This is a genomic window from Salinihabitans flavidus (assembly GCF_900110425.1).
Taxonomy (GTDB): Bacteria; Pseudomonadota; Alphaproteobacteria; order Rhodobacterales; family Rhodobacteraceae; genus Salinihabitans; species Salinihabitans flavidus.
Map to the genome: position 1 here is coordinate 37,945 of NZ_FODS01000021.1, position 18,674 is coordinate 56,618.

General features: G+C 60.5%; 18 protein-coding genes and 1 tRNA gene. 9 read left to right on the forward strand and 10 right to left on the reverse strand.

The genetic code is table 11. The features are described 5' to 3' along the window. Positions 1–7 precede the first annotated feature (7 nt). The 3 genes from BMW66_RS15215 to BMW66_RS15225 all read right to left on the reverse strand — a co-directional run bounded on the left by BMW66_RS15215 (position 8) and on the right by BMW66_RS15225 (position 3,148). The gene (locus tag BMW66_RS15215; RefSeq protein WP_093119740.1) at positions 8–1,087 is read right to left on the reverse strand and encodes a TRAP transporter substrate-binding protein; all 1,080 of its coding nucleotides are present in this window, start codon (positions 1,085–1,087) and stop codon (positions 8–10) included. Between the two features lie 361 nt (positions 1,088–1,448). Then, a complete protein-coding gene (locus BMW66_RS15220) occupies positions 1,449–2,303 on the reverse strand; it encodes an SDR family NAD(P)-dependent oxidoreductase (protein WP_217639320.1) in 855 nt (284 codons plus the stop codon). Next, complete coding sequence (locus BMW66_RS15225; protein ID WP_093119743.1) at positions 2,300–3,148, reverse strand: enoyl-CoA hydratase-related protein; 849 nt, start codon at positions 3,146–3,148, stop codon at positions 2,300–2,302. Before BMW66_RS15225 ends, BMW66_RS15220 begins: the two co-directional genes overlap by 4 nt. A gap of 125 nt (positions 3,149–3,273) precedes the next feature. On the opposite strand from BMW66_RS15225, the gene BMW66_RS15230 reads away from it, so the two are divergent. From BMW66_RS15230 to BMW66_RS15245, 4 genes are all read left to right on the forward strand, one after another. Next, on the forward strand, positions 3,274–4,323 hold the full coding sequence (locus BMW66_RS15230; RefSeq protein WP_093119744.1) for a phosphotransferase family protein: 1,050 nt from the start codon (positions 3,274–3,276) through the stop codon (positions 4,321–4,323). Continuing rightward, positions 4,271–5,584 carry an acyl-CoA dehydrogenase family protein gene (locus tag BMW66_RS15235; protein WP_245729502.1) on the forward strand — a complete coding sequence of 438 codons (1,314 nt, stop codon included), beginning with the start codon at positions 4,271–4,273 and terminating at the stop codon, positions 5,582–5,584. The genes BMW66_RS15230 and BMW66_RS15235 overlap by 53 nt, the downstream gene beginning before the upstream one ends. An 82-nt stretch (positions 5,585–5,666) precedes the next feature. Continuing rightward, positions 5,667–6,404 (forward strand): FadR/GntR family transcriptional regulator, encoded by a 738-nt coding sequence (locus BMW66_RS15240; protein WP_093119747.1) that lies wholly within the window; start codon positions 5,667–5,669, stop codon positions 6,402–6,404. A gap of 42 nt (positions 6,405–6,446) precedes the next feature. Then, entirely contained in the window at positions 6,447–8,024 is a 1,578-nt protein-coding gene (locus BMW66_RS15245; RefSeq protein ID WP_093119748.1) for a class I adenylate-forming enzyme family protein, read from the forward strand. A 65-nt stretch (positions 8,025–8,089) separates the two neighbouring features. Here BMW66_RS15245 and BMW66_RS15250 read toward each other — a convergent pair whose 3' ends face one another. From BMW66_RS15250 to BMW66_RS15270, 5 genes are all read right to left on the reverse strand, one after another. Beyond that, entirely contained in the window at positions 8,090–9,088 is a 999-nt protein-coding gene (locus BMW66_RS15250; RefSeq protein WP_093119749.1) for an NADPH:quinone oxidoreductase family protein, read from the reverse strand. A 218-nt stretch (positions 9,089–9,306) separates the two neighbouring features. Beyond that, a tRNA-Thr gene (locus tag BMW66_RS15255) sits at positions 9,307–9,382 on the reverse strand. A gap of 44 nt (positions 9,383–9,426) precedes the next feature. Next, positions 9,427–10,962: a heme biosynthesis protein HemY gene (locus BMW66_RS15260; protein WP_093119750.1), complete on the reverse strand. Its 1,536-nt coding sequence runs from the start codon at positions 10,960–10,962 to the stop codon at positions 9,427–9,429. Positions 10,963–10,972: 10 nt separating this feature from the next. Further along, the gene (locus BMW66_RS15265; protein WP_093119752.1) at positions 10,973–12,268 is read right to left on the reverse strand and encodes a COG4223 family protein; all 1,296 of its coding nucleotides are present in this window, start codon (positions 12,266–12,268) and stop codon (positions 10,973–10,975) included. Positions 12,269–12,351: 83 nt separating this feature from the next. After that, the gene (locus BMW66_RS15270; protein WP_175483270.1) at positions 12,352–13,047 is read right to left on the reverse strand and encodes a uroporphyrinogen-III synthase; all 696 of its coding nucleotides are present in this window, start codon (positions 13,045–13,047) and stop codon (positions 12,352–12,354) included. 71 nt (positions 13,048–13,118) lie between these two features. Here BMW66_RS15270 and tsaD point away from each other — a divergent pair, with 71 nt between their 5' ends. From tsaD to BMW66_RS15290, 4 genes are read left to right on the forward strand one after another with little or no spacing between them, the layout of a single operon-like run. Then, positions 13,119–14,216, forward strand: coding sequence for a tRNA (adenosine(37)-N6)-threonylcarbamoyltransferase complex transferase subunit TsaD (gene tsaD / locus BMW66_RS15275; protein ID WP_093119755.1), 1,098 nt, complete (start codon positions 13,119–13,121; stop codon positions 14,214–14,216). Then, on the forward strand, positions 14,213–15,172 hold the full coding sequence (locus BMW66_RS15280; protein ID WP_093119756.1) for an NAD(P)H-dependent glycerol-3-phosphate dehydrogenase: 960 nt from the start codon (positions 14,213–14,215) through the stop codon (positions 15,170–15,172). The genes tsaD and BMW66_RS15280 overlap by 4 nt, the downstream gene beginning before the upstream one ends. 3 nt (positions 15,173–15,175) lie before the next feature. Further along, positions 15,176–15,448 (forward strand): YciI family protein, encoded by a 273-nt coding sequence (locus BMW66_RS15285; protein WP_093119758.1) that lies wholly within the window; start codon positions 15,176–15,178, stop codon positions 15,446–15,448. After that, positions 15,448–15,867, forward strand: coding sequence for an EVE domain-containing protein (locus tag BMW66_RS15290; protein WP_093119759.1), 420 nt, complete (start codon positions 15,448–15,450; stop codon positions 15,865–15,867). Before BMW66_RS15285 ends, BMW66_RS15290 begins: the two co-directional genes overlap by 1 nt. A 241-nt stretch (positions 15,868–16,108) precedes the next feature. On the opposite strand, the gene BMW66_RS15295 is transcribed toward BMW66_RS15290, so the two are convergent. Next, complete coding sequence (locus BMW66_RS15295; RefSeq protein WP_093119761.1) at positions 16,109–16,450, reverse strand: DUF2853 family protein; 342 nt, start codon at positions 16,448–16,450, stop codon at positions 16,109–16,111. A 177-nt stretch (positions 16,451–16,627) separates the two neighbouring features. On the opposite strand from BMW66_RS15295, the gene BMW66_RS15300 reads away from it, so the two are divergent. Then, positions 16,628–17,317 (forward strand): GNAT family N-acetyltransferase, encoded by a 690-nt coding sequence (locus BMW66_RS15300; RefSeq protein WP_175483271.1) that lies wholly within the window; start codon positions 16,628–16,630, stop codon positions 17,315–17,317. 58 nt (positions 17,318–17,375) lie between these two features. Here the strand turns inward: BMW66_RS15300 and ahcY are convergent. Further along, positions 17,376–18,674 (reverse strand): adenosylhomocysteinase (gene ahcY / locus BMW66_RS15305; protein WP_139196190.1); only part of this gene is annotated, 1,299 nt, incomplete at its 5' end.

An 18,674-nucleotide genomic window follows, 5' to 3' on the forward strand; every position in this document is an offset into this window, starting at 1 on the left:
TAAGAAGTCAGTCAGCGAGGTATTCTGCCACACCTTCGGGCAGTTCACCGCCTTCTTCCGCAATGAGCTCCGCCCAGAGCTGTGCGGTGGCTCGTGCGGGATGACCATTGGCTTCGGTCGCTTCGATCCACTGGATCCAGGCACGACGGCCGGCATCGGCGATGTGTGTCTGCATTTCGGGAGACAGATCGCTAACGTCCTCAAAGACTGCGCCTTGTTCACGAGCCTCTTCGCGGACTTCGATTTCCTGAGTCTCGATGAACTCCGCTGTTTCAAGGGCCACCTCACGCGCAGCTTGATCAAAGACCTCTTGCTGTTCGGGCGTCAGGCTGTCCCAGGCACTTTGTGTCATTGCGTTGTAGGACTCCCAGTGCCCCAGCGCGACGCCGTCAATCGTGTAGTCGAGAAGGCCAACCAAGGAGTAGGACTTCCAGTCGCCGACGGAAATGATTGCCCCATCAATCGTGTTGCGCGAGACCGCCTCGAATATCTCGGCACCCGTGATCGTGACCGGGTTCACGCCCAATTGTTCCAGAGTCATGGTTTGCAGTGCGGCACCGGCACGCAGTTGCAGTCCATCGAAATCGGACGGCTCTCGGACTTCCTTGCCGGAAGTCGAAATTGCGTAGGCCCCGGTGGCGCCTAACGCCCAGGCCTTGATCCCCTTGTCGCCGATTTCGTAGTCATAGAAGGTCTTGCCCGGCACCAGTTCCACATCGCTGTCGAGCATCTTCTGAAAGGCCCGCGTTACGGCGGGCGAGTCAGTATTGTAGACAGGCACCTGGCTGATATCGGACAGCGGGAAAACACCCGGGTGATAGGGCGCCAAAAGCGGCGTGACGGCATCCACAGTTCCACCCTGGAGCGCGTCCAAACCACGGCCTACGCCAACAAGTTCACCCGCGTAGAATCGGGTAAAGCGAACGTCGGTTTCGGCCTCCACTTTGTCAGCAAATCGGTCTAGCGCAACGCCAACCCAGAAGTGAACCTGCGGTAGCGAAGATGAAAGTGTCAGATTCTGAGCAGAGGCTGGTACTGCGACTGAAATCGCGGCAGCAGCGAGCGCTCCTTTGAGAATGGTCTTCATTAGGCAATCTCCTCCTTTGCCTTGTCTTCCAATCACACCGGATAGTGCAGCATGTTCCGGCAAGAATAGGACTGTCCGTTTGTCCGACAGAACAAATTTTCTGTCAATTGCCTATTTTGTATCAGCGCCGTGCTTGGTCCGCTGGTGCGCGATTCAGGCGTAGTCCTTGGTATACCTATGCTCGGACCAATCACTTCTGTCTGTTTGTCCGACAATTCGAAACCCTTCCCCACCGGATATTCTTCCCTAATAAATCGTCCTCCGCCCACCATGATAACCCAAGTCAACAGAGTCGCGAAACAATTACGTTCTTCCGTCGGGAATGGGGCAGAACAAGACGACATCACCCAACAAAAGGATGTCAGGCGTGACCTTTGAGTGAGCGTGAAACACTGACCGAGCCAGCGCCCAGCAACGCGCCAGCGTCAACCGGGATAAGCTGTCCTGTGATTCGTGTTGCATCCACGGCCAAGAACTCTGCGACCTGTGCTATATCGTCCGGCGAACAAACTTCCCCAAGCGCAGAGGACGCCGCAAAAGCATCCTTGATACGTGTATAGTCCTCCTCCCCCATGACATTGAGGAACCAGCCACTATCAATGAGTCCCGGAAGAATCGCATTGACCCGAACCTCTGGCGCCAACAAGCGGGCGAGGGACTTGGTAAGCGTGTTGAGCGCACCCTTTGAAGTAACATACGCTATGGACGATCCATTCCCCGTCATTCCTGCGATCGAAGAAATATTCACCACCGCCCCGATACCGCCACGTTTCAACAACGGCGCCGCAGCGCGAGCCATTTGATAGGCGCCGATGACGTTGACCCCGTAGATCCTATAAAAATCTTCAGCGTTCTGACCCTCAAGATCAGGAAAATCCGTAAACTGCGTGAGCCCTGCACTGTTGATAAGTGTATCCACACGGCCCCATTGGTGTCGCGCCGCTTCAACAATGGCCCGACAGTCGTGATCTCGTTCCACATCACCCTGAATGGCAAGCGCGCCAACGCCCACTGACTGGCATTGCCTGACAACGGCTTCGGCCTCGTTGGCGCTGCTGCGAAAATTGACAACAACGTTGAACCCGCGGGTGGCCATACGTTTCGCACAGGCGGCTCCAACACCTGTTCCTGCACCCGTAATCAACGCGACAGGTTCTGTGCTGCAATGTTCAACCATCTCTTTTTCCTGCTTCGGCGAAGGCTTGTCCGTTTTCACCCTGTCTCTTCTGGCCACCAGCCACGCATGACAGATGCGGCATCCAGGCGTTGGTCAAAATTCGGACGACGTTTCTCGGAGAAAGCCGCCACGCCCTCGGCGCTGTCGCGATGCGACAAGCGTGCAGCAATAGCCCTGGATTCGAGTGCATGCGCCTCTGCGGGATGTGCGGCCCCCATCATCTCCCAGACCAGACGCCTATTCATCGCAACCGACACTGGCGCGGTGTTGGCGGCAATCTCCTCGGCGATGGCCAAGGCGGCGGGCAACAACTCCGCCTCGGAAAGAAGTTTGCGGACAAGCCCCTCATCGCGCGCCTCCTTCGCCGAAACCGTGCGGCCGGTCAGCATCCAGTCGAGCGCGGTTTCCACTCCGACGACACGCGGCAGGAACCAGCTTGAACAGCTTTCCGCCGCGATACCCCGGCGCGCAAAGATGAACGCCCATTTCGCGCTATCTGATGCCAGTCGGAAGTCGCAGGCAATGGAAAGGCTTGCACCAAATCCCGCCGCAATGCCGTTGACCGCTGCGATCAGGGGCTTGTTCATGCGGAACAGTCGAAGGACCGTAACACCACCAATATCGGGCGGCACCCCCTCTCCGGTCTCAGGATTCCCGCCATGAGGAAGACCAAACCCATCGGAAATATCGGTTCCGGCACAAAAGGCACGACCTGCACCTGTGATGATCACACAGCGTACGGCCTCATCGGCCTCGGCCCGATCGAGCCCCGCAATCAGCGCTTCATGGGTTTCCGGTCGGGCGGCATTCAGCTTTTCCGGTCGGCACAGCGTCAATACCGCAGCAGCGCCCTCTCTGTCATATAGAACGTCGTTTCCACTCATGACTTCCTCGCGGTCGGCTTGTTGGACAAGCTATCGAGAATTGAGCATCGGTCAACCAATTCTGGTTGACCTGAGAAGCGTGAACATATTATTTGTCCGACAATCCAACTTAAAAGGTTGACCGTTTGTTTCGCACCCCCGCCACCTCACCGGATTTCGACGTCGCTCAGCTCGATGACTATCTGCGTGTGCACCTGCCGGGTCTTGGCCCATTGCGCGGCGTGGAAAGGATCAGCGGCGGACAATCGAACCCCACCTATTTCCTGCAATACGACAGTGGCGATTTGGTTCTACGAAAGCGTCCGCCCGGCAGAATTCTGCCCTCGGCGCATGCGGTTGACCGTGAGTTCAAGGTGCAAATGGCCGTCTCGAGTGCAGGCGTGCGCGTCCCGCGCATGCGTCTCTACGAAGCGGACTCTTCCATCGTGGGAACCCCCTTTTATGTGATGGACCGGGTTGAAGGATTGATCTTGCATGACAATACTCTTTCGGATCTGCCGCGAGAGCACCGTCGTCCGGTTTATCGCGAGATGGCAAAAACTCTGGCACAGATACACAAGGTAGATATCGCTGCGGTAGGTCTCACGGATTTTGGCCGATTTGGCGGTTTTTTTCAGCGTCAGATTGCCCGCTGGACCAATCAATGGCGACAATCGACCCCCCGGGATTCCGCCGCCATCGAGGCGTTGATCGACTGGTTGCCGCGGAATTGTCCCGAGGATGACAGAACAACGCTTGTTCACGGGGACTTCCGGACCGGGAACCTGATCCTGCACCCAACCGAGCCACGCATATCGGCGGTCCTCGACTGGGAACTGTCAACCTTGGGCCATCCGCTGGCCGATTTGGCCCATACCTGCGCATACATATGGCTGATGGATACCGCCGACTTTGGCGTGGGTCTCGCCGATGCCGATCTCGATTCATTGGGATTGCCAAGCATGCAGGACTTCATCGAAAACTATGCCCGGGCACGCGGCAACGATGATCGACTGACCAGATTTCACCTTGCTTTTGCGCTCTTTCGCAATGCGGTAATCTTCGAAGGAATCGCAGACCGCGCACGCAAGGGAAACGCGGCCTCAGCTAATGCCGAGGAAGTGGGCCGCATCGCTCCAAAACTTGCCGAACGCGGAGCTGCGCTTATTTCCGGCGACGGCACCGACCTGCCCTGACCGCTCAAACGAAGGATCATGTGATATGGATTTTGAATACACCCCACGCGTTAAGAAGCTCTGCTCGCAGTTGCAGGACTTCATGGATCGCCACGTTTGGCCCGCCGACGCAGAGTATCAACGTATCGCGCATGAAGATCGCTATCCTGAAAGCTTGATTGACGGCCTGAAGGAGAAGGCAAAAGAGGCGGGTCTGTGGAACCTCTTTCTGCCTGCGCTGCGTGATGATGAACCGGGCACACGCCTGTCAAATCAGGAGTACGCACCACTGGCCGAGATCATGGGGCGTCTGCCCTGGGCCTCTGAGGTCTTCAACTGTAACGCGCCCGACACTGGCAACATGGAAATTCTGCACATGTTCGCCACCCCGGAACAGCGTGAGCGTTGGCTGAATCCGCTTTTGAACGGGACGATCCGGTCCGGCGTCTCGATCACGGAACCCGATGTCGCCTCATCCGATCCGACAAATCTGGAAACGACGATCCAGCGGGATGGCGACGAATATGTGATCAACGGACGCAAATGGTTCACGACCGGCGCCATGCATCCGAAGTTCGCCTTCACGCTCGTCATGGGAATCTCCGATACGGACGAGGACGCCTCGCGACACCAACGGCACAGTTTTGTTATCGTACCAACCGACACGCCGGGTTTTCGCGTGGTGCGCGATGTACCGATCATGCACCACCATGCGCCCGATGGTCATTGCGAGGTGGAGTTCAAGGACGTACGCGTGCCCGCAAGTAACCTTCTCGGCGAACAGGGGGCAGGATTTGCCATTGCGCAGGCACGACTCGGACCCGGGCGCATCCATCACTGCATGCGAACCATCGGACAATGCGAGTATGCGCTCGAGCTGATGTGCGACCGAGCCCAGACCCGCGAAACCTTTGGCAAGCCACTGGCGGACAACGCCAACATTCAGGACTGGATCGCTGAAAGCAGGATCGAAATTGATCAGGCGCGGCTTTTGAACCTCTATGCGAGTTGGCTGATGGACAAGGAAGGCAACAAGGCGGCACGGGTGCTTGTCTCGGAGATCAAAGTGGCAGCGGCCCGCTTGCAGACCCGGGTTCTGGATCGGGCGATGCAGGTTTTCGGCGCGGCCGGCCTCACACCCGACACGCCCCTGTCGTATCTGTGGACGTGGGGTCGTGCGCTTCGTTTCGTCGATGGTCCGGATGAGGTTCATCTGCGAACGATCGCACGGGCAGAACTGAAAAGGGCCACAACCCGTCGAACAACGCTCGCCGCCGAATGACAATGCTGACGGGGCGCTGTAATCTGTCCGACAGACCAGCTAAGGACTCGGGGTGTATCCAGTGAAAGAGGACAAATTCGGAATGCTCCCCATCGACAAGCTCAGAGTTCCGCCCGCGTATCAGGTGATTTCAAGCGAGTTGCAGAAGCTTATTCTCGATGGTGCCCTCAAACCGGGTGAAACGCTGCCGCCTGAGGTTGAGCTGGCTGAAAGATTCGGTGTGAATCGCTCCACCGTGCGCGAAGGTATCCGTCAGCTCGAAAGCGAAGGGCTTGTCAGTCGCGAAGGACGCAAGCGCCTCATCGTCACGATCCCCGATCACGACGATCTCGCCCCTCGCCTGACCCGCGCGATGATCCTGCAAAAGGTTTCATTCCGAGAGCTTTGGCAGGTTGCAAACCAACTTGAGCCTCTTTCGGCAGAACTCGCGGCCACCGCCATCGACAAGGACTCGCTCGATATCCTGAAGACCAATGTGAGAGAAATGGCAAGCACCATCGAAGCAGGCAACAGCCCCGCCAAGCTTGACATGGAGTTTCACAGCATGCTGGCCGAGTTCACCGGAAATCGGGTGCTCCTGCTTTCGCGGGAACCTGTCGGCATTCTGCTTTATACCGCGTTTGAAAAGATCCGGCCGAGGATCGAACAAGCCGCGCAGCGCAACCTTGAGGCGCATCAGCGGATTGTGGCCGCACTGGAAACAGGGGATGCGATGGTTGCCCGCGAGTGGATGCACAAACATCTTCGCGACTTGATGCGGGGCTGGTTGCTTTCCGGCTCTGAAATGGATGCCCGTATCGAACCCGGAGTGAACCTCTGAGGCAGCCGCGCTTCGGACCAAAGACCAAGGACACACCCAAGGATGAGCTGGACGCCCGCAGACTTTCCCGCGTTGCAACACGAGTCTCATTTCGGAGATCGCGTCGTGCCGTGCTTTCGGGATCGGCCGGCACACTTTCATCAACTTCTCTCCGAGAGCGTCTCGCGTCATCCCGAAAACGAGGCGCTGGTCATGGGAAAAACCCGCCTCACCTGGGCCGAGCTTGACCGCGAATGTGACAGGATAGCGCGCGCCCTGAAGGGAGTGGGCGTGACGGGCGGTGACCGGGTCGTGATGATCTTTCACAACGCTCCGGCCTTCGTCGTCATGCTTTTCGCGCTTGCGCGGCTTGGCGCAGTATCAGTGCCGGTCAGTGTCCGTGCCAATGTCCATGAAGTCGCCCATTTTGTCGAAGACAGTGGCGCGATGCTTCTGGTTCATGACAATCGACAAAATGAACGCCTGCCCGATGGCCAGGCGGTCAAGTTCGTGGCCTATGATGATCTCAATGATGGCCCAGAGCTTGACGAGGACTTCCCTGATGAAGAAGACCTCGCCCTGATCCTTTATACCTCCGGCACCACCGGAAAACCCAAGGGCGCGATGCTCACGCATCTCAATATTGTTCATGCAGGCATGGACTATGCCGTGACCATGCAGCTCCACCCGGGTGACAGGGCGTTGGCGGCGGTCCCGCTCAATCATGTCACCGGCATTGCGGCGCTGATCTCGGGGCCGGTGCGCGCCGGGGCCTGCATGATCTTGATGGAGTCCTTCCGGGCGAAGGCGTTCCTCGATCTCGCCGAAGCCGAGCGCATGACCTACACGCTCATGGTTCCGGCGATGTACAACCTCTGCCTGCTGCAACCCGACTTTGCCGATCGCGACCTGTCATGCTGGCGGCTTGGCGGATTCGGGGGCGCACCGATGCCCGAACCGACGATCAGACGCCTGAATGAAACCATTCCCGGGCTGGGTCTTACAAACTGTTATGGCGCCACCGAAACGGTGGTCGCGCAACTGATCACCCCCCCGGATTTCACACTGGAAAAACGCGAATACGTGGGGCGCCCCCTGCCCGGGACCACCGCCCTTGTCATGGGCCCCGATGGTCGCGAAATGCCTGTTGGGGAACCCGGAGAGCTTTGGCTCAGCGGGCCCAACGTGGTAAAGGGATACTGGCGGAACCCGAAGGCCACGAAGACTTCGTTCCAGGGCGGCTTCTGGAAATCCGGCGACATCGGCGTGAAGGATGAAGACGGCTTTTTCCGCGTGCTCGACCGGGCCAAGGACATGATCAATCGCGGAGGGTTGAAGATTTACTCTGCCGAGGTGGAGAATGTACTCAACGATCATCCCGCCGTGGCCGAGGCCGCAATTTTTGCCAAGCCCTGCCCGGTTCTCGGTGAACGTGTTCATGCCGCGATCGTGCGCACGTCCGATCTGACCGAGAGCGATCTGACTTCGCTCTGCCTGTCGCGCCTATCGGACTACAAGGTGCCCGAAGGCTTCACCTTTTTCGACGGCCCGCTGCCCCGGAACGCCAACGGCAAGATCGACAAGAACAAGCTGCGCGAAGACATTCTTCCGACATTGGTTGACAGTCGCAACGGCGGTTGACTGCTGGGATACGGCGGCGTGGTGCGCGACTTCGCGGTGGTCCCCTGCCAGACTCCACGCAGAGTCTAGCCAAGCGTCACGATCACCTTGCCGATAATCCCGCGGGTGGAGAGTTCCGCGATCGCATCCCCGGCCTTCTCAAGCGGATAGGAGGCATGAATCCTCGGATTGAGCCTACCCTCACCCAGCAATCCCAGAAGCCTGTCCATATCGCGGTGAAATCCTGCATTGTCCCGCTCAACCGCCGCGCCCCAGAAGACGCCACGAATATCACAGGACTTCAGCAGCGGAAGATTCGCAGGGATTTTCGCAATGCCCGCAGGAAACCCGACGATCAGATAGCGGCCCAGCCACGCAACGGAACGAAGCGCCGGCTCCGTATAGTCACCCCCGACCGTGTCAAAGATCACATCAGCGCCTGATTTTCCGAGCTTTTCTCGAAACGCGGAGCTGAGCGCCTTTTGATCATCACGATCCAGCGGCCCGCCCGGATACACAACTCCGTCTTCGGCGCCATGTTCCATCGCCACGCGCCGCTTCTCTTCACTGCTGACGGCCGCGATCACTCGCGCACCAAGCGCATGGCCCAACTCAACTGCGGCAAGCCCGACTCCGCCCGCCGCGCCAAGAACCAATAGTGTCTCTCCGGCTGTCAGCCCGCCCCGCGCCTCAAGCCCGTAGAGGGAGGTGCCATAGGTCATCTGAAGCGCGGCGGCCTGTTCGAAACTCACGTCATCGGGCAGTTTGTGGCACAGGTCGGCACGCACGCAGACCTCCCCTCTCATCCCCCCCCAAAGAGGCAATGCCATGACACGGTCTCCGACAGAAAGCCCCGTAACCTCCGGCCCCACGGCATCGACGACTCCGGCAAGCTCTGCTCCGGGGGAAAACGGGCGCTCCGGTTTGAACTGATACTGGTCCTTGATGATCAGCAGATCGGGGAAGTTCACACCAACGGCCCGCACCTTCACCCGAACCTGCCCCTCACCCGGCTCCGGGGTTGGAAGCTCCTTCAACAAAAGCGTTTCAGGGCCACCTGGCGTTTCACTCAGAAGTGCCTTCATCTCTTCCCATTCCTCCTGTTCTGTAGGTGCTGGTTTCACCCAAACGACGCGGTTTCGAACACTGCGCAGGCCACCCACCACTCAGAAGGGCGAGTGACCTGCGAAACCGATAGTTGGTCCGACAATCCAGCAAACGAATGAATGACGCAACCATAACCAAAACGTCACCCGGCACGCTCACTGCGCGCCAGGATGACCGAACCCGAGATATGAAGAAGTGGTGCCGCTGAAGGGACTCGAACCCCCGACCCCATCATTACGAATGACGTGCTCTACCAGCTGAGCTACAGCGGCCCATGGGCGGGGCTAATAGCACCCGCCAACGCGATGGAAAAGGGCTATTTTTCACGCTCTCGCGGCTTTGTTCCGTCATAGATATCGCCCGTTTCGTCATAGACTTCCGCATCACGGATTTCATGCGGCTCGACGGCTGTTTCCTCCGGTGGCATCTCCACCTCTTCAACCGCTTGATCCTCGCTGGTAGTGCTTGCGTCCTCCAGCGTTCCAACGATGAGCGGCAGCATCCCGACACCCGAACCGGGCATGACTTCCTGTTCCGGGGGCGACTCCCAGCTCAGCGTGTCGAAGCTTTGGCAGTTTTCGCAGACCGGCACCCATTCTGCATGAATGTTGTGACAGTTCGTGCAGATCCATTGCGGCCCGCGCGGCGCCGTGATTGCCCGCGCCAACCAGCCCCGTACAACCGTGTCACTGGCGCCCTCGCCGCGTTCGATCGCGGCCATGATGGTCAGTGCGCGCGCCGTCGGATCGGTGACATAGAGATCGCCCAAAGCACGCCGCGCACCGGGAAAGTCCTCTTCCGCGATGTGCAACTCGGCCATTAGCATCCTTGTCTCGGGGTGATCGGGCGTGGATTTTACCAGCGTCTCAAAGCGTTTGATCCGCTCTGCCGGGGATTCGTCCGGGGCGATTTCCGCAAACGCGGCGGCCAGATCAGGGTGCGGTTGCACCTCCCACGTCTTCTTCAGGATTCGCGTTGCATGACGTAGCTTGCCCTTGGCGATATAACTGCGCGCCGCCATGGTCGCCGCCGGAATCAGGTCGGGCGACAGCCGGTTCGCCTCTATTGCTTCTTCGCGCATCTCGATGGTGCTGTCGTCATCCAGAAGCTCTTTCGCCTCCGACAACGCCAGCACCGCATCACGGCGCCGATGAACCTCGCGTGGAAGGTTGCCATGTTTGAGCTTGGCGTTCAACGTCGCGCGGGCACCCTTCCAGTCATGGGTCTCCGTCTGAAGCCGCAGCAGGATGTCCTGCGTTTCCTCATGCTTCGGCTTGAGCGCAAAGGCGGTCTGCGCCAGCTTCAGCGCCGTGTCGGTCTTTCCATCCGACAACTTCTGCTTCATCAGGCCGCGCAGCCCAACGAAACGGGTTGTATCCTCGGTCAGAAGGCGCTTGTAGACTTCCTCGGCTTTCTTTCGATCCCCGGACATCTCGGCGGCCTGCGCCGTGATGAGATCGGTCAACTCGGGCTTGCCGAGAAACTTCTCCGCCCGGCGCGCCTTTTCCATCGCAAGCCGCCCTTCGCCAGAGGCCAACGCCATGAGACCCTCTGTCAGCGCACGATACCCCTTCCGTTCGCGGTTGCGGCTGAAATAACGGCTGATCGCCGTGTCATCCCCATTGATGAAGCGCAACACCGCCACCAGAAGCGAAACAAGTTTCAGGATCACCCAGACGGCAAATACCAAAAGCACCAGAGCAATCGCGGCCTGCAACGGCTGGAGAGTGTATTCCACCCCGCCAAAGGTGATCATGACCCCGCCATCGGTCTCCAGCAACCAGCCCGCGCCATAGGTCAGCCCGGCGATCGCCGCGACAAAAATTATAATCTTGAGCAGAGACCAAAGCATGAAATGACCTTCAGTTGCCGTTTAGGCGTTGTAAAAGTGTTTCGGCAGCCTGCGTCGCAGCCAGCCGTGTTTCCGCCCGCTCGATCCAGTCTGCCATTACGGCGCGTGCAGGCTCCGGCAATGTGGCAATCTCTTCGAGCGCCTGTTCAAGCCGCCCGTCGCGCAACGCAGACTCCGCGCGTGACAGAACCGCATCCGGATCAGACCCTTCGCGCGGCGTCACGGAACGCGCTCCAAGTTGATCACGCAGGAAGCTGGCAAGCGGATTGGCATCCTCGCCGTCCCCAGCTTGCCGCGCCTGCGCAAGCGCACGCCGCGCCAGGTCGGGAAAGGTATCCTGCAAGCTGGCAAGCGTCGCAACCCCCGTATCGGCATGGGCGGAAAGAGCGTCCGGAGTATCCTGTCCGGTGCTGCTTCTCAGGTCGGTGACCGCCGCCTCATACGGCCCACCGGAGTCAAGCGCCGAGATCACCCGCGTCAGCGCCGCACGCGCCAGCGCCTGTTGCGCACTCGTGCGGGCATTCTCGCGCATTTCTTCGGCTTCGGCGTTCTGATCGGCAACCGCCGCCCGCAACTCTTCCACTTCCCGCTGATAGGCGGCGATCGCTTCCTCCGAAAGTCCCTCTGTCATGGGGCGCTTCTCCAGCGCGGCTATCCGGTCGTCAAAACCACCGACGGTCGCGGACAACTCCTCAACTCGTGACGTGAGGTCATCCATGCGGGCGGGAAGTTCCTGAAGTTCATCAATCCCGGCACTTGTCGCCGCCACTTCGTCAACGGTTCGCGAAGTATCCGACTGCTCCGCTTGCAGGGCCGCAATCCGGTCGTCTTGCTCTGCGAGCCGCGCCTCAAGCGCGGCAAGCGTCTCTTCCCCTGATGGATCGAGCGGGCCGACGATCTGCGCTGCACCAAATCCGATCGCAGCGGCAACAACCCCGCCAAGAACCAGTGCCACGAACCCGCCCCGCCGCTGGGCCGGCGCCTCCTGAAGAGGTGGCGGGGGTGCGGGCGCCGCTTCGGGGGCTTCGCTGCTCTGCTGCTCCGCGTCCGCTGCGCCAACTGCGTCATCGTGGCTATCCCCGGCCGCATCTACAGCCTCTGCCTCGGACAATTCGGCGGCCTCCGGCTCCGCCAGCTTCTCGTCTTCGGCGGGGGGGGCGGAATCCTCGTCCGTCTTCGCGGTCTCCTGCTCGTCGTCTTGACGCGCTTGTGAAGCCGCGTCTTCGGTATCCGCGGCCTCCGGCTGAACCTGATCTTCCGTCGTGTCCTCGGTCTTGCCGGTATTTGGCTTGTCCGATTTCGCCACTTGATACCACCCTTTCGAATCTACGGCCAACTTGGCCACAAAGTTCCTCAAGTCTAGGCAAGCCCCGCCTGACCCTCAATGCGTCATGCTGCATCGCAGACGGATTTTACCGCATTCAGCATGGCTTGCGCGTCAGGTGCCTTTGCGACGAGCAGCCGTTCCCGGGGCAATCCGCGCAGTTCCTCCGCCACCGCCGAACTGATCGCGATCAGTTGAAGCGGCGCCGCAAACGGCCCCTGATCGGCCAGTTGCTGCGCCGTCCGAGGAGAAAACAACGGACAAACGAGCGGTTTTTCCCCCTGAAGCAGGCGCATCGCATCTTCGTCAAGGTCTTGAAGAACCTGCCTGTAGACAATGGTTTCCCGCGTCTCGATCCCGGCCGCACAAAGCCGCGCGGCCAGATCGCCTCGCGTATGCTCGCCGCGAATGTGCAGAAGTGGCCCCTCCGGCTTGTCGGCACAAATCCGCTCAAAAAGGCTTTCGGCATCGCCTTGCGTCCCAGCGGGCTGCCAGCCGCGCGCGACAGCGGCCTCGGCAGTGGCTTGGCCCACGCACCACACCGGAAGCCCCGCACCGGGCACCGTCTCCACCCCGTTCTTCGAGGTGAAGATGACACCCCGGAATCCCGACAGGTCCGGCACCACGCCCAGCCTCTCGATCCGCAACAGGGGTGAAATCACGATCGGCGCTTCGACACCAGCCGCGCGCAGCGCCGCAGCGAAGGCATCCGACCCCTCGCGGGGGCGGGTAAGCAGGATCGTCGTCCCCGTCCCCATCATCCGCATCCCCATTGTTTGCCGCGCGCTCTGGTGATACCTGCCTGTCACCCCTTGCGCAACGGGCAGGCAAGATGAGCCAGACAGTGACCATTCTCGGGCTGGAAAGCAGCTGCGACGATACCGCCGCCGCGATACTGCGCCAGACCGATGAGTCCCCGCCGGAAATTCTGGCCTCCATCGTCTACGGACAATCAGAGCTTCACGCCCGGTTCGGCGGCGTGGTGCCGGAAATCGCCGCCCGCGCCCATGCCGAAAAGCTCGACCTTTGCGTGGAAGAGGCGCTTGCCGTCGCCGGACTGTCGCTGCGCGATATCGACGCCATCGCCGTGACCGCCGGGCCGGGGCTGATCGGCGGGGTTCTGTCCGGCGTGATGTGCGCCAAGGGGCTCGCGGCAGGGCTGGGTCTTCCGCTGATCGGGGTGAACCATCTTGCGGGCCATGCGCTCACCCCGCGGCTGACGGATGGGGCCGCCTATCCTTACCTGATGTTGCTTGTCTCCGGTGGGCATTGCCAGTTTCTGATCGCACGCGGCGCAGACAGCTTTACCCGCCTCGGTGGCACGATCGACGATGCCCCGGGCGAGGCGTTCGACAAGACCGCGCGCCTTCTGGGCCTGCCGCAACCGGGCGGCCCCTCGGTGCAGGCAGAGGCGACAAAAGGCGATGCGCGGCGGTTCAGGTTTCCCCGGCCCCTACTCGACCGACCCGGCTGCGACATGTCGTTCTCGGGATTGAAGACGGCCCTCCTGCGCGCCCGCGATACGATCCTATCGGAGAAGGGCGGGCTGACCCGGCAGGATCGTGCCGATCTGTGTGCCTCGTTTCAGGCGGCGGTGGTCGATGTGCTGGCCGCGAAAACCGCACGCGCAGTGACGATCTATGTCGAACAGACCCCGGCACACCCCCTTCTTGCCGTCGCGGGTGGCGTCGCGGCAAACAGCGCCATTCGCGCAAGGTTAGAGACGGTTTGCACCGATCTGGGTGTCGCCTTCACCGCCCCGCCACTGGAGCTTTGCACCGACAATGCCGCGATGATCGCCTATGCGGGACTGGAACTCTTCCACGCTGGCCACCGCGATGACATGGCACTGGTGGCCCGCCCGCGGTGGCCGCTTGATCAGGCGGCCGCCGCGCTCCTGGGCAGTGGCAAGAAGGGGGCAAAAGCATGAGCGTTTCCATCCTCGGTGCCGGCGCCTTTGGCACCGCACTGGCCATCGCTCTGGGGCGCGGCGGCACGCCCGTCACCCTCTGGGCCCGCAACCCAGAGACCGCAAAGGCGATGCAGGAGAGCCGCGAGAATAGCGCCCGCCTTCCGGGCGCGAATCTTCCAGAAACAGTCACTGTTACCGCCCAATTCGCTGATACGCTTGGCGATACAATCCTTCTTTCCGTGCCGATGCAAACCCTCCGCTCGTTGTTGCATGATCATCCGGAACTTGACAGGCGGACCCTCGTCGCCTGCTGCAAGGGGATTGAGCTTGGCACCGGTCTGGGCCCCGTGGCAGTGATCCACGAGGCCGCACCGAATACAACCGCCGCGATCCTGACAGGGCCGAGCTTTGCCGCCGACATCGCGCGCGGCTTGCCCACTGCATTGACACTGGCGTGTCGAGATCATGACATCGGAAAATCTCTTCAACAGTCACTGATCACGCCCAACATCCGCCTTTATCGCACGACCGACACCACGGGCGCGGAGTTGGGGGGCGCGTTGAAGAATGTCATGGCCATCGCCTGCGGCGCGACTATTGGCGCAGGTCTGGGCGAAAGCGCGCGCGCCGCGCTCATGACCCGAGGCTATGCCGAGATGAACCGCATGGCCGCGGCCCTTGGCGCACAACCCGACACGCTGTCGGGCCTGTCGGGCTTTGGCGATCTCACGCTGACCTGCACCTCCGAGCAATCGCGCAACTACCGCCTCGGCCTCTCATTGGGGCGGGGTGAAGAGTTCGACACCTCGATCACGGTCGAAGGCGCCGCCACCGCCCGCGCCACGGCCGCGCGCGCCGCGGAGTTGAAAACCGACATGCCCATAACTGCCGTTGTCGTGGCGCTTCTTGACCGCAGAATAGGAGTATCCGAAGCTCTCGACACGCTCCTGTCACGCCCTCTGAAAGAGGAATGAACCATGCTCTTCGCCCTGATCGCACGTGACCGTCCCGGTGCCCATGACATACGCAAGGCCAACCGCGACGCGCATCTCGCATATGTAAAGGAAACCGGCGTCGTCGTGTTGGCCGGCCCGCTGCTCGACGATGATGGCGCCATGATCGGCTCTCTCCTGATCCTCGATCTTCCTGACAAGGACGCCGCGCGCGCCTGGGCCGACAATGATCCCTATGCGAAGGCCGGGCTTTTCGAAAGCGTCACAATTAATGCTTGGAAGAAGGTGATCGGCTGATGCGGTACTGGCTTTTCAAATCCGAACCCTCCACCTGGAGCTGGCAAGACCAGCTCGACAAGGGCGCCGCCGGAGAGGAATGGGATGGCGTGCGCAACTATCAGGCGCGCAATTTCATGCGTGAGATGGCGCTCGGCGATCTGGGTTTCTTCTACCACTCCCAGAAAGAGAAGGCCGTCGTCGGCATCGTCGAGGTGATCGCAGAGGCCCATCCCGACAGCACCACGGACGATGACCGCTGGGAGTGCGTGGATATCAAGGCTCTCGACCCCCTTCCCAATCCAGTGACGCTCGACACGATCAAATCCGATCCGCGACTGGCCAGCATGATGCTTGTGAAGAATTCACGCTTGTCAGTGCAGCCCGTAACCGATGAGGAATGGAGGATCGTCCGCTCTCTGGGCGGCCTGTCCACCTGAATCTTGACATAAACGAACGGGGGGTCCGGACTCGCACATGACCAGAACCCCCGCTCCCCCACGTGCTCCCTACTCACCACACGCGTCTCTGAATTAGGTCCTGGCCATCCTGACCGATACCCAAGTCATAGCCGATTGCCGTGCCGCGCGCAAATTTCAAGTGCCTCAAATGACGTCGGAAAATGAAACGTCCGCTTAACCAAGGGGGCAATTCCCATGCGCTCTGCTTGCTCCCGGCACCCTAGCTGTAAACGGATTCCTTGCCGAAATGCTTGACCAGCATGTAGTAAACCACGGCGCGGTACTTGTTGCGTTCCGACCGGCCATAGGTGTCGATCACGGCGTTGATCGCCTCCATGAGCTTCGGGCTGTCAGCCAGACCCAGCTTCTTGATCAGGAAGTTGTTCTTCACCGTCTCGATCTCACCCTCCTGTGTCGCCGCCACAGTGGACGCGTCAGCATCGTAGATCGCCGGTCCACAGCCAATCGTCACCTTGGTCAGAAGGTTCATATCCGGCTCCATCCCGCACTTGTTGCGCAGATCTTCGGCATATTGTGTAATCAGATCGTCCCGCTTTCCCATTCTCTCACTCCACCATTGATAGGTCTGAAATCCTAGCCGCCGGTGCGGACGACACAAAGAACTAATTTCAACCGCCGGAAGATCTCACCCGACGGGTTTGAAACCGCCTTGATGACGACTAAGTTGGTATTTGGTCGGTGTGCGTCCGCCCTGCCCCCCGGCCGTCAGGGAGGTGAGATGAAACGCAAGCAGTCGCAGATGCGCAAAAGATCGGATGGGCCGCTATCCCGGGACGATCGACAGGCTCACCGCCGCGATGGACTTCCGATTGCCTATGATCCGTTGCAAATGGGTTGGGTGCCCGCCGAGGTGCTCGATGATTTGCGCCCATCGTCCTCCTCATGGCGCGCCCGCGCCCAACGTCTGAAAACCGGTGAAGTGTCAGGCCCCGCCGCAGGCTTCGGTCTCCGCCGGTGGCGTCAGGAGGATGCCCGCGCCTTCCGCGCCCTGCTCGACAATCCGAACATCTGGACTCACCTGCCTGACCCCTACACCCCGATCAGCGATGACGCCGCCGCCACCCTGATCGACCTGTCGAACAGATCGAACCACCACGAGGTGCGCGCCGTCATCCATGAAGGCACCATCGTCGGACAGGTTCGGCTCGTGTTCGCCGCGGACACCGACGACACCGCCGAAATCAGTTACTGGCTGGGAGAGGATCATTGGGGCAGGGGCTATGGCACCGCCATTGTGCAACTCTACACTGCACAGAGTTTCGCCGCTCATCCCGGTATCACCGCCCTGATCGCAAGAGTGCATCAGGGCAACGTCGCCTCGCGCCGGGTTCTGGAAAAGGCCGGCTACACATGCGAAGGTCTGGACCCTTCGGACCCGGACCACTATATTTATCGCATTTCCCGTTGATCAGGACATTTCCCGTTGATCAGGAACAGGCCCCCACCGCGCGCCGGGGTCTCGCCTCTCAATAACGGTAGTGGCCGGGCTTGAAGGGGCCGTCGACCGACACCCCGATATAGTCGGCCTGATCGGGCAGAAGCTGGGTCAGCTTTGCCCCGACCCGCTCGAGGTGAAGCCGCGCCACCTTCTCGTCAAGATGCTTGGGCAGCACATAGACCTCGTTGTCATAGGCGTCCCCGCGCGTCCAAAGCTCGATCTGCGCCAGCGTCTGGTTGGTAAAGCTGGCCGACATCACGAACGACGGATGGCCCGTCGCATTCCCGAGGTTCAGAAGGCGCCCCTCCGACAACAGGATGATCCTGTTGCCCGACGGCAGCTCGATCATGTCCACCTGGTCCTTGATATTGGTCCATTTGTGGTTCTTGAGCGCCGCAATCTGGATCTCATTGTCGAAATGGCCGATGTTGCCGACAATCGCCATGTTCTTCATCTCGCGCATATGCTCGATGCGGATCACGTCCTTGTTGCCGGTGGTGGTGATGAAGATATCGGCGCTTGTCACCTCGTCTTCCAGCGTCGTGACCTCGAACCCGTCCATCGCCGCCTGAAGCGCGCAGATCGGATCGACCTCCGTCACCTTCACGCGCGCCCCGGCGCCGCGCAGCGACGCGGCAGAGCCCTTGCCCACGTCGCCATAGCCGCAGACAACCGCGACCTTGCCGGCCATCATCGTGTCGGTGGCCCGGCGGATACCGTCCACAAGGCTTTCCTTGCAGCCATACTTGTTGTCGAACTTCGACTTGGTCACTGAATCATTCACGTTGATCGCCGGGAACGGCAGGTGCCCCTTCTCCATCATCTGGTAAAGACGGTGAACGCCGGTGGTGGTCTCTTCGGTCACGCCCTTGATCATGTGCCGCTGCTTGATGAACCAGCCGGGCGTTTCCGCGATGCGCTTGCGGATCTGCGCGAACAGCGCCTCTTCCTCTTCGCTGGTCGGCGTGGCGATAAGATCGTCCTCGCCCTCTTCGACCCGCGCGCCCAGCAGAATGTAAAGCGTCGCGTCCCCGCCATCGTCGAGGATCATGTTCGCGCCGCCTTCCTCGAACCGGAATATGCGGTCGCAATAGTCCCAGTATTCCTCCAGCGTCTCGCCCTTGATCGCGAAGACCGGAACGCCCGTTGTCGCAATCGCCGCCGCCGCGTGATCCTGCGTGGAGAAGATGTTGCACGAGGCCCACCGCACGTCGGCACCCAGCGCCACAAGCGTCTCGATCAGAACGGCGGTCTGGATGGTCATGTGCAGCGATCCGGCAATCCGCGCGCCCTTCAAGGGCTTCTGCTGACCATACTCCTCGCGCAG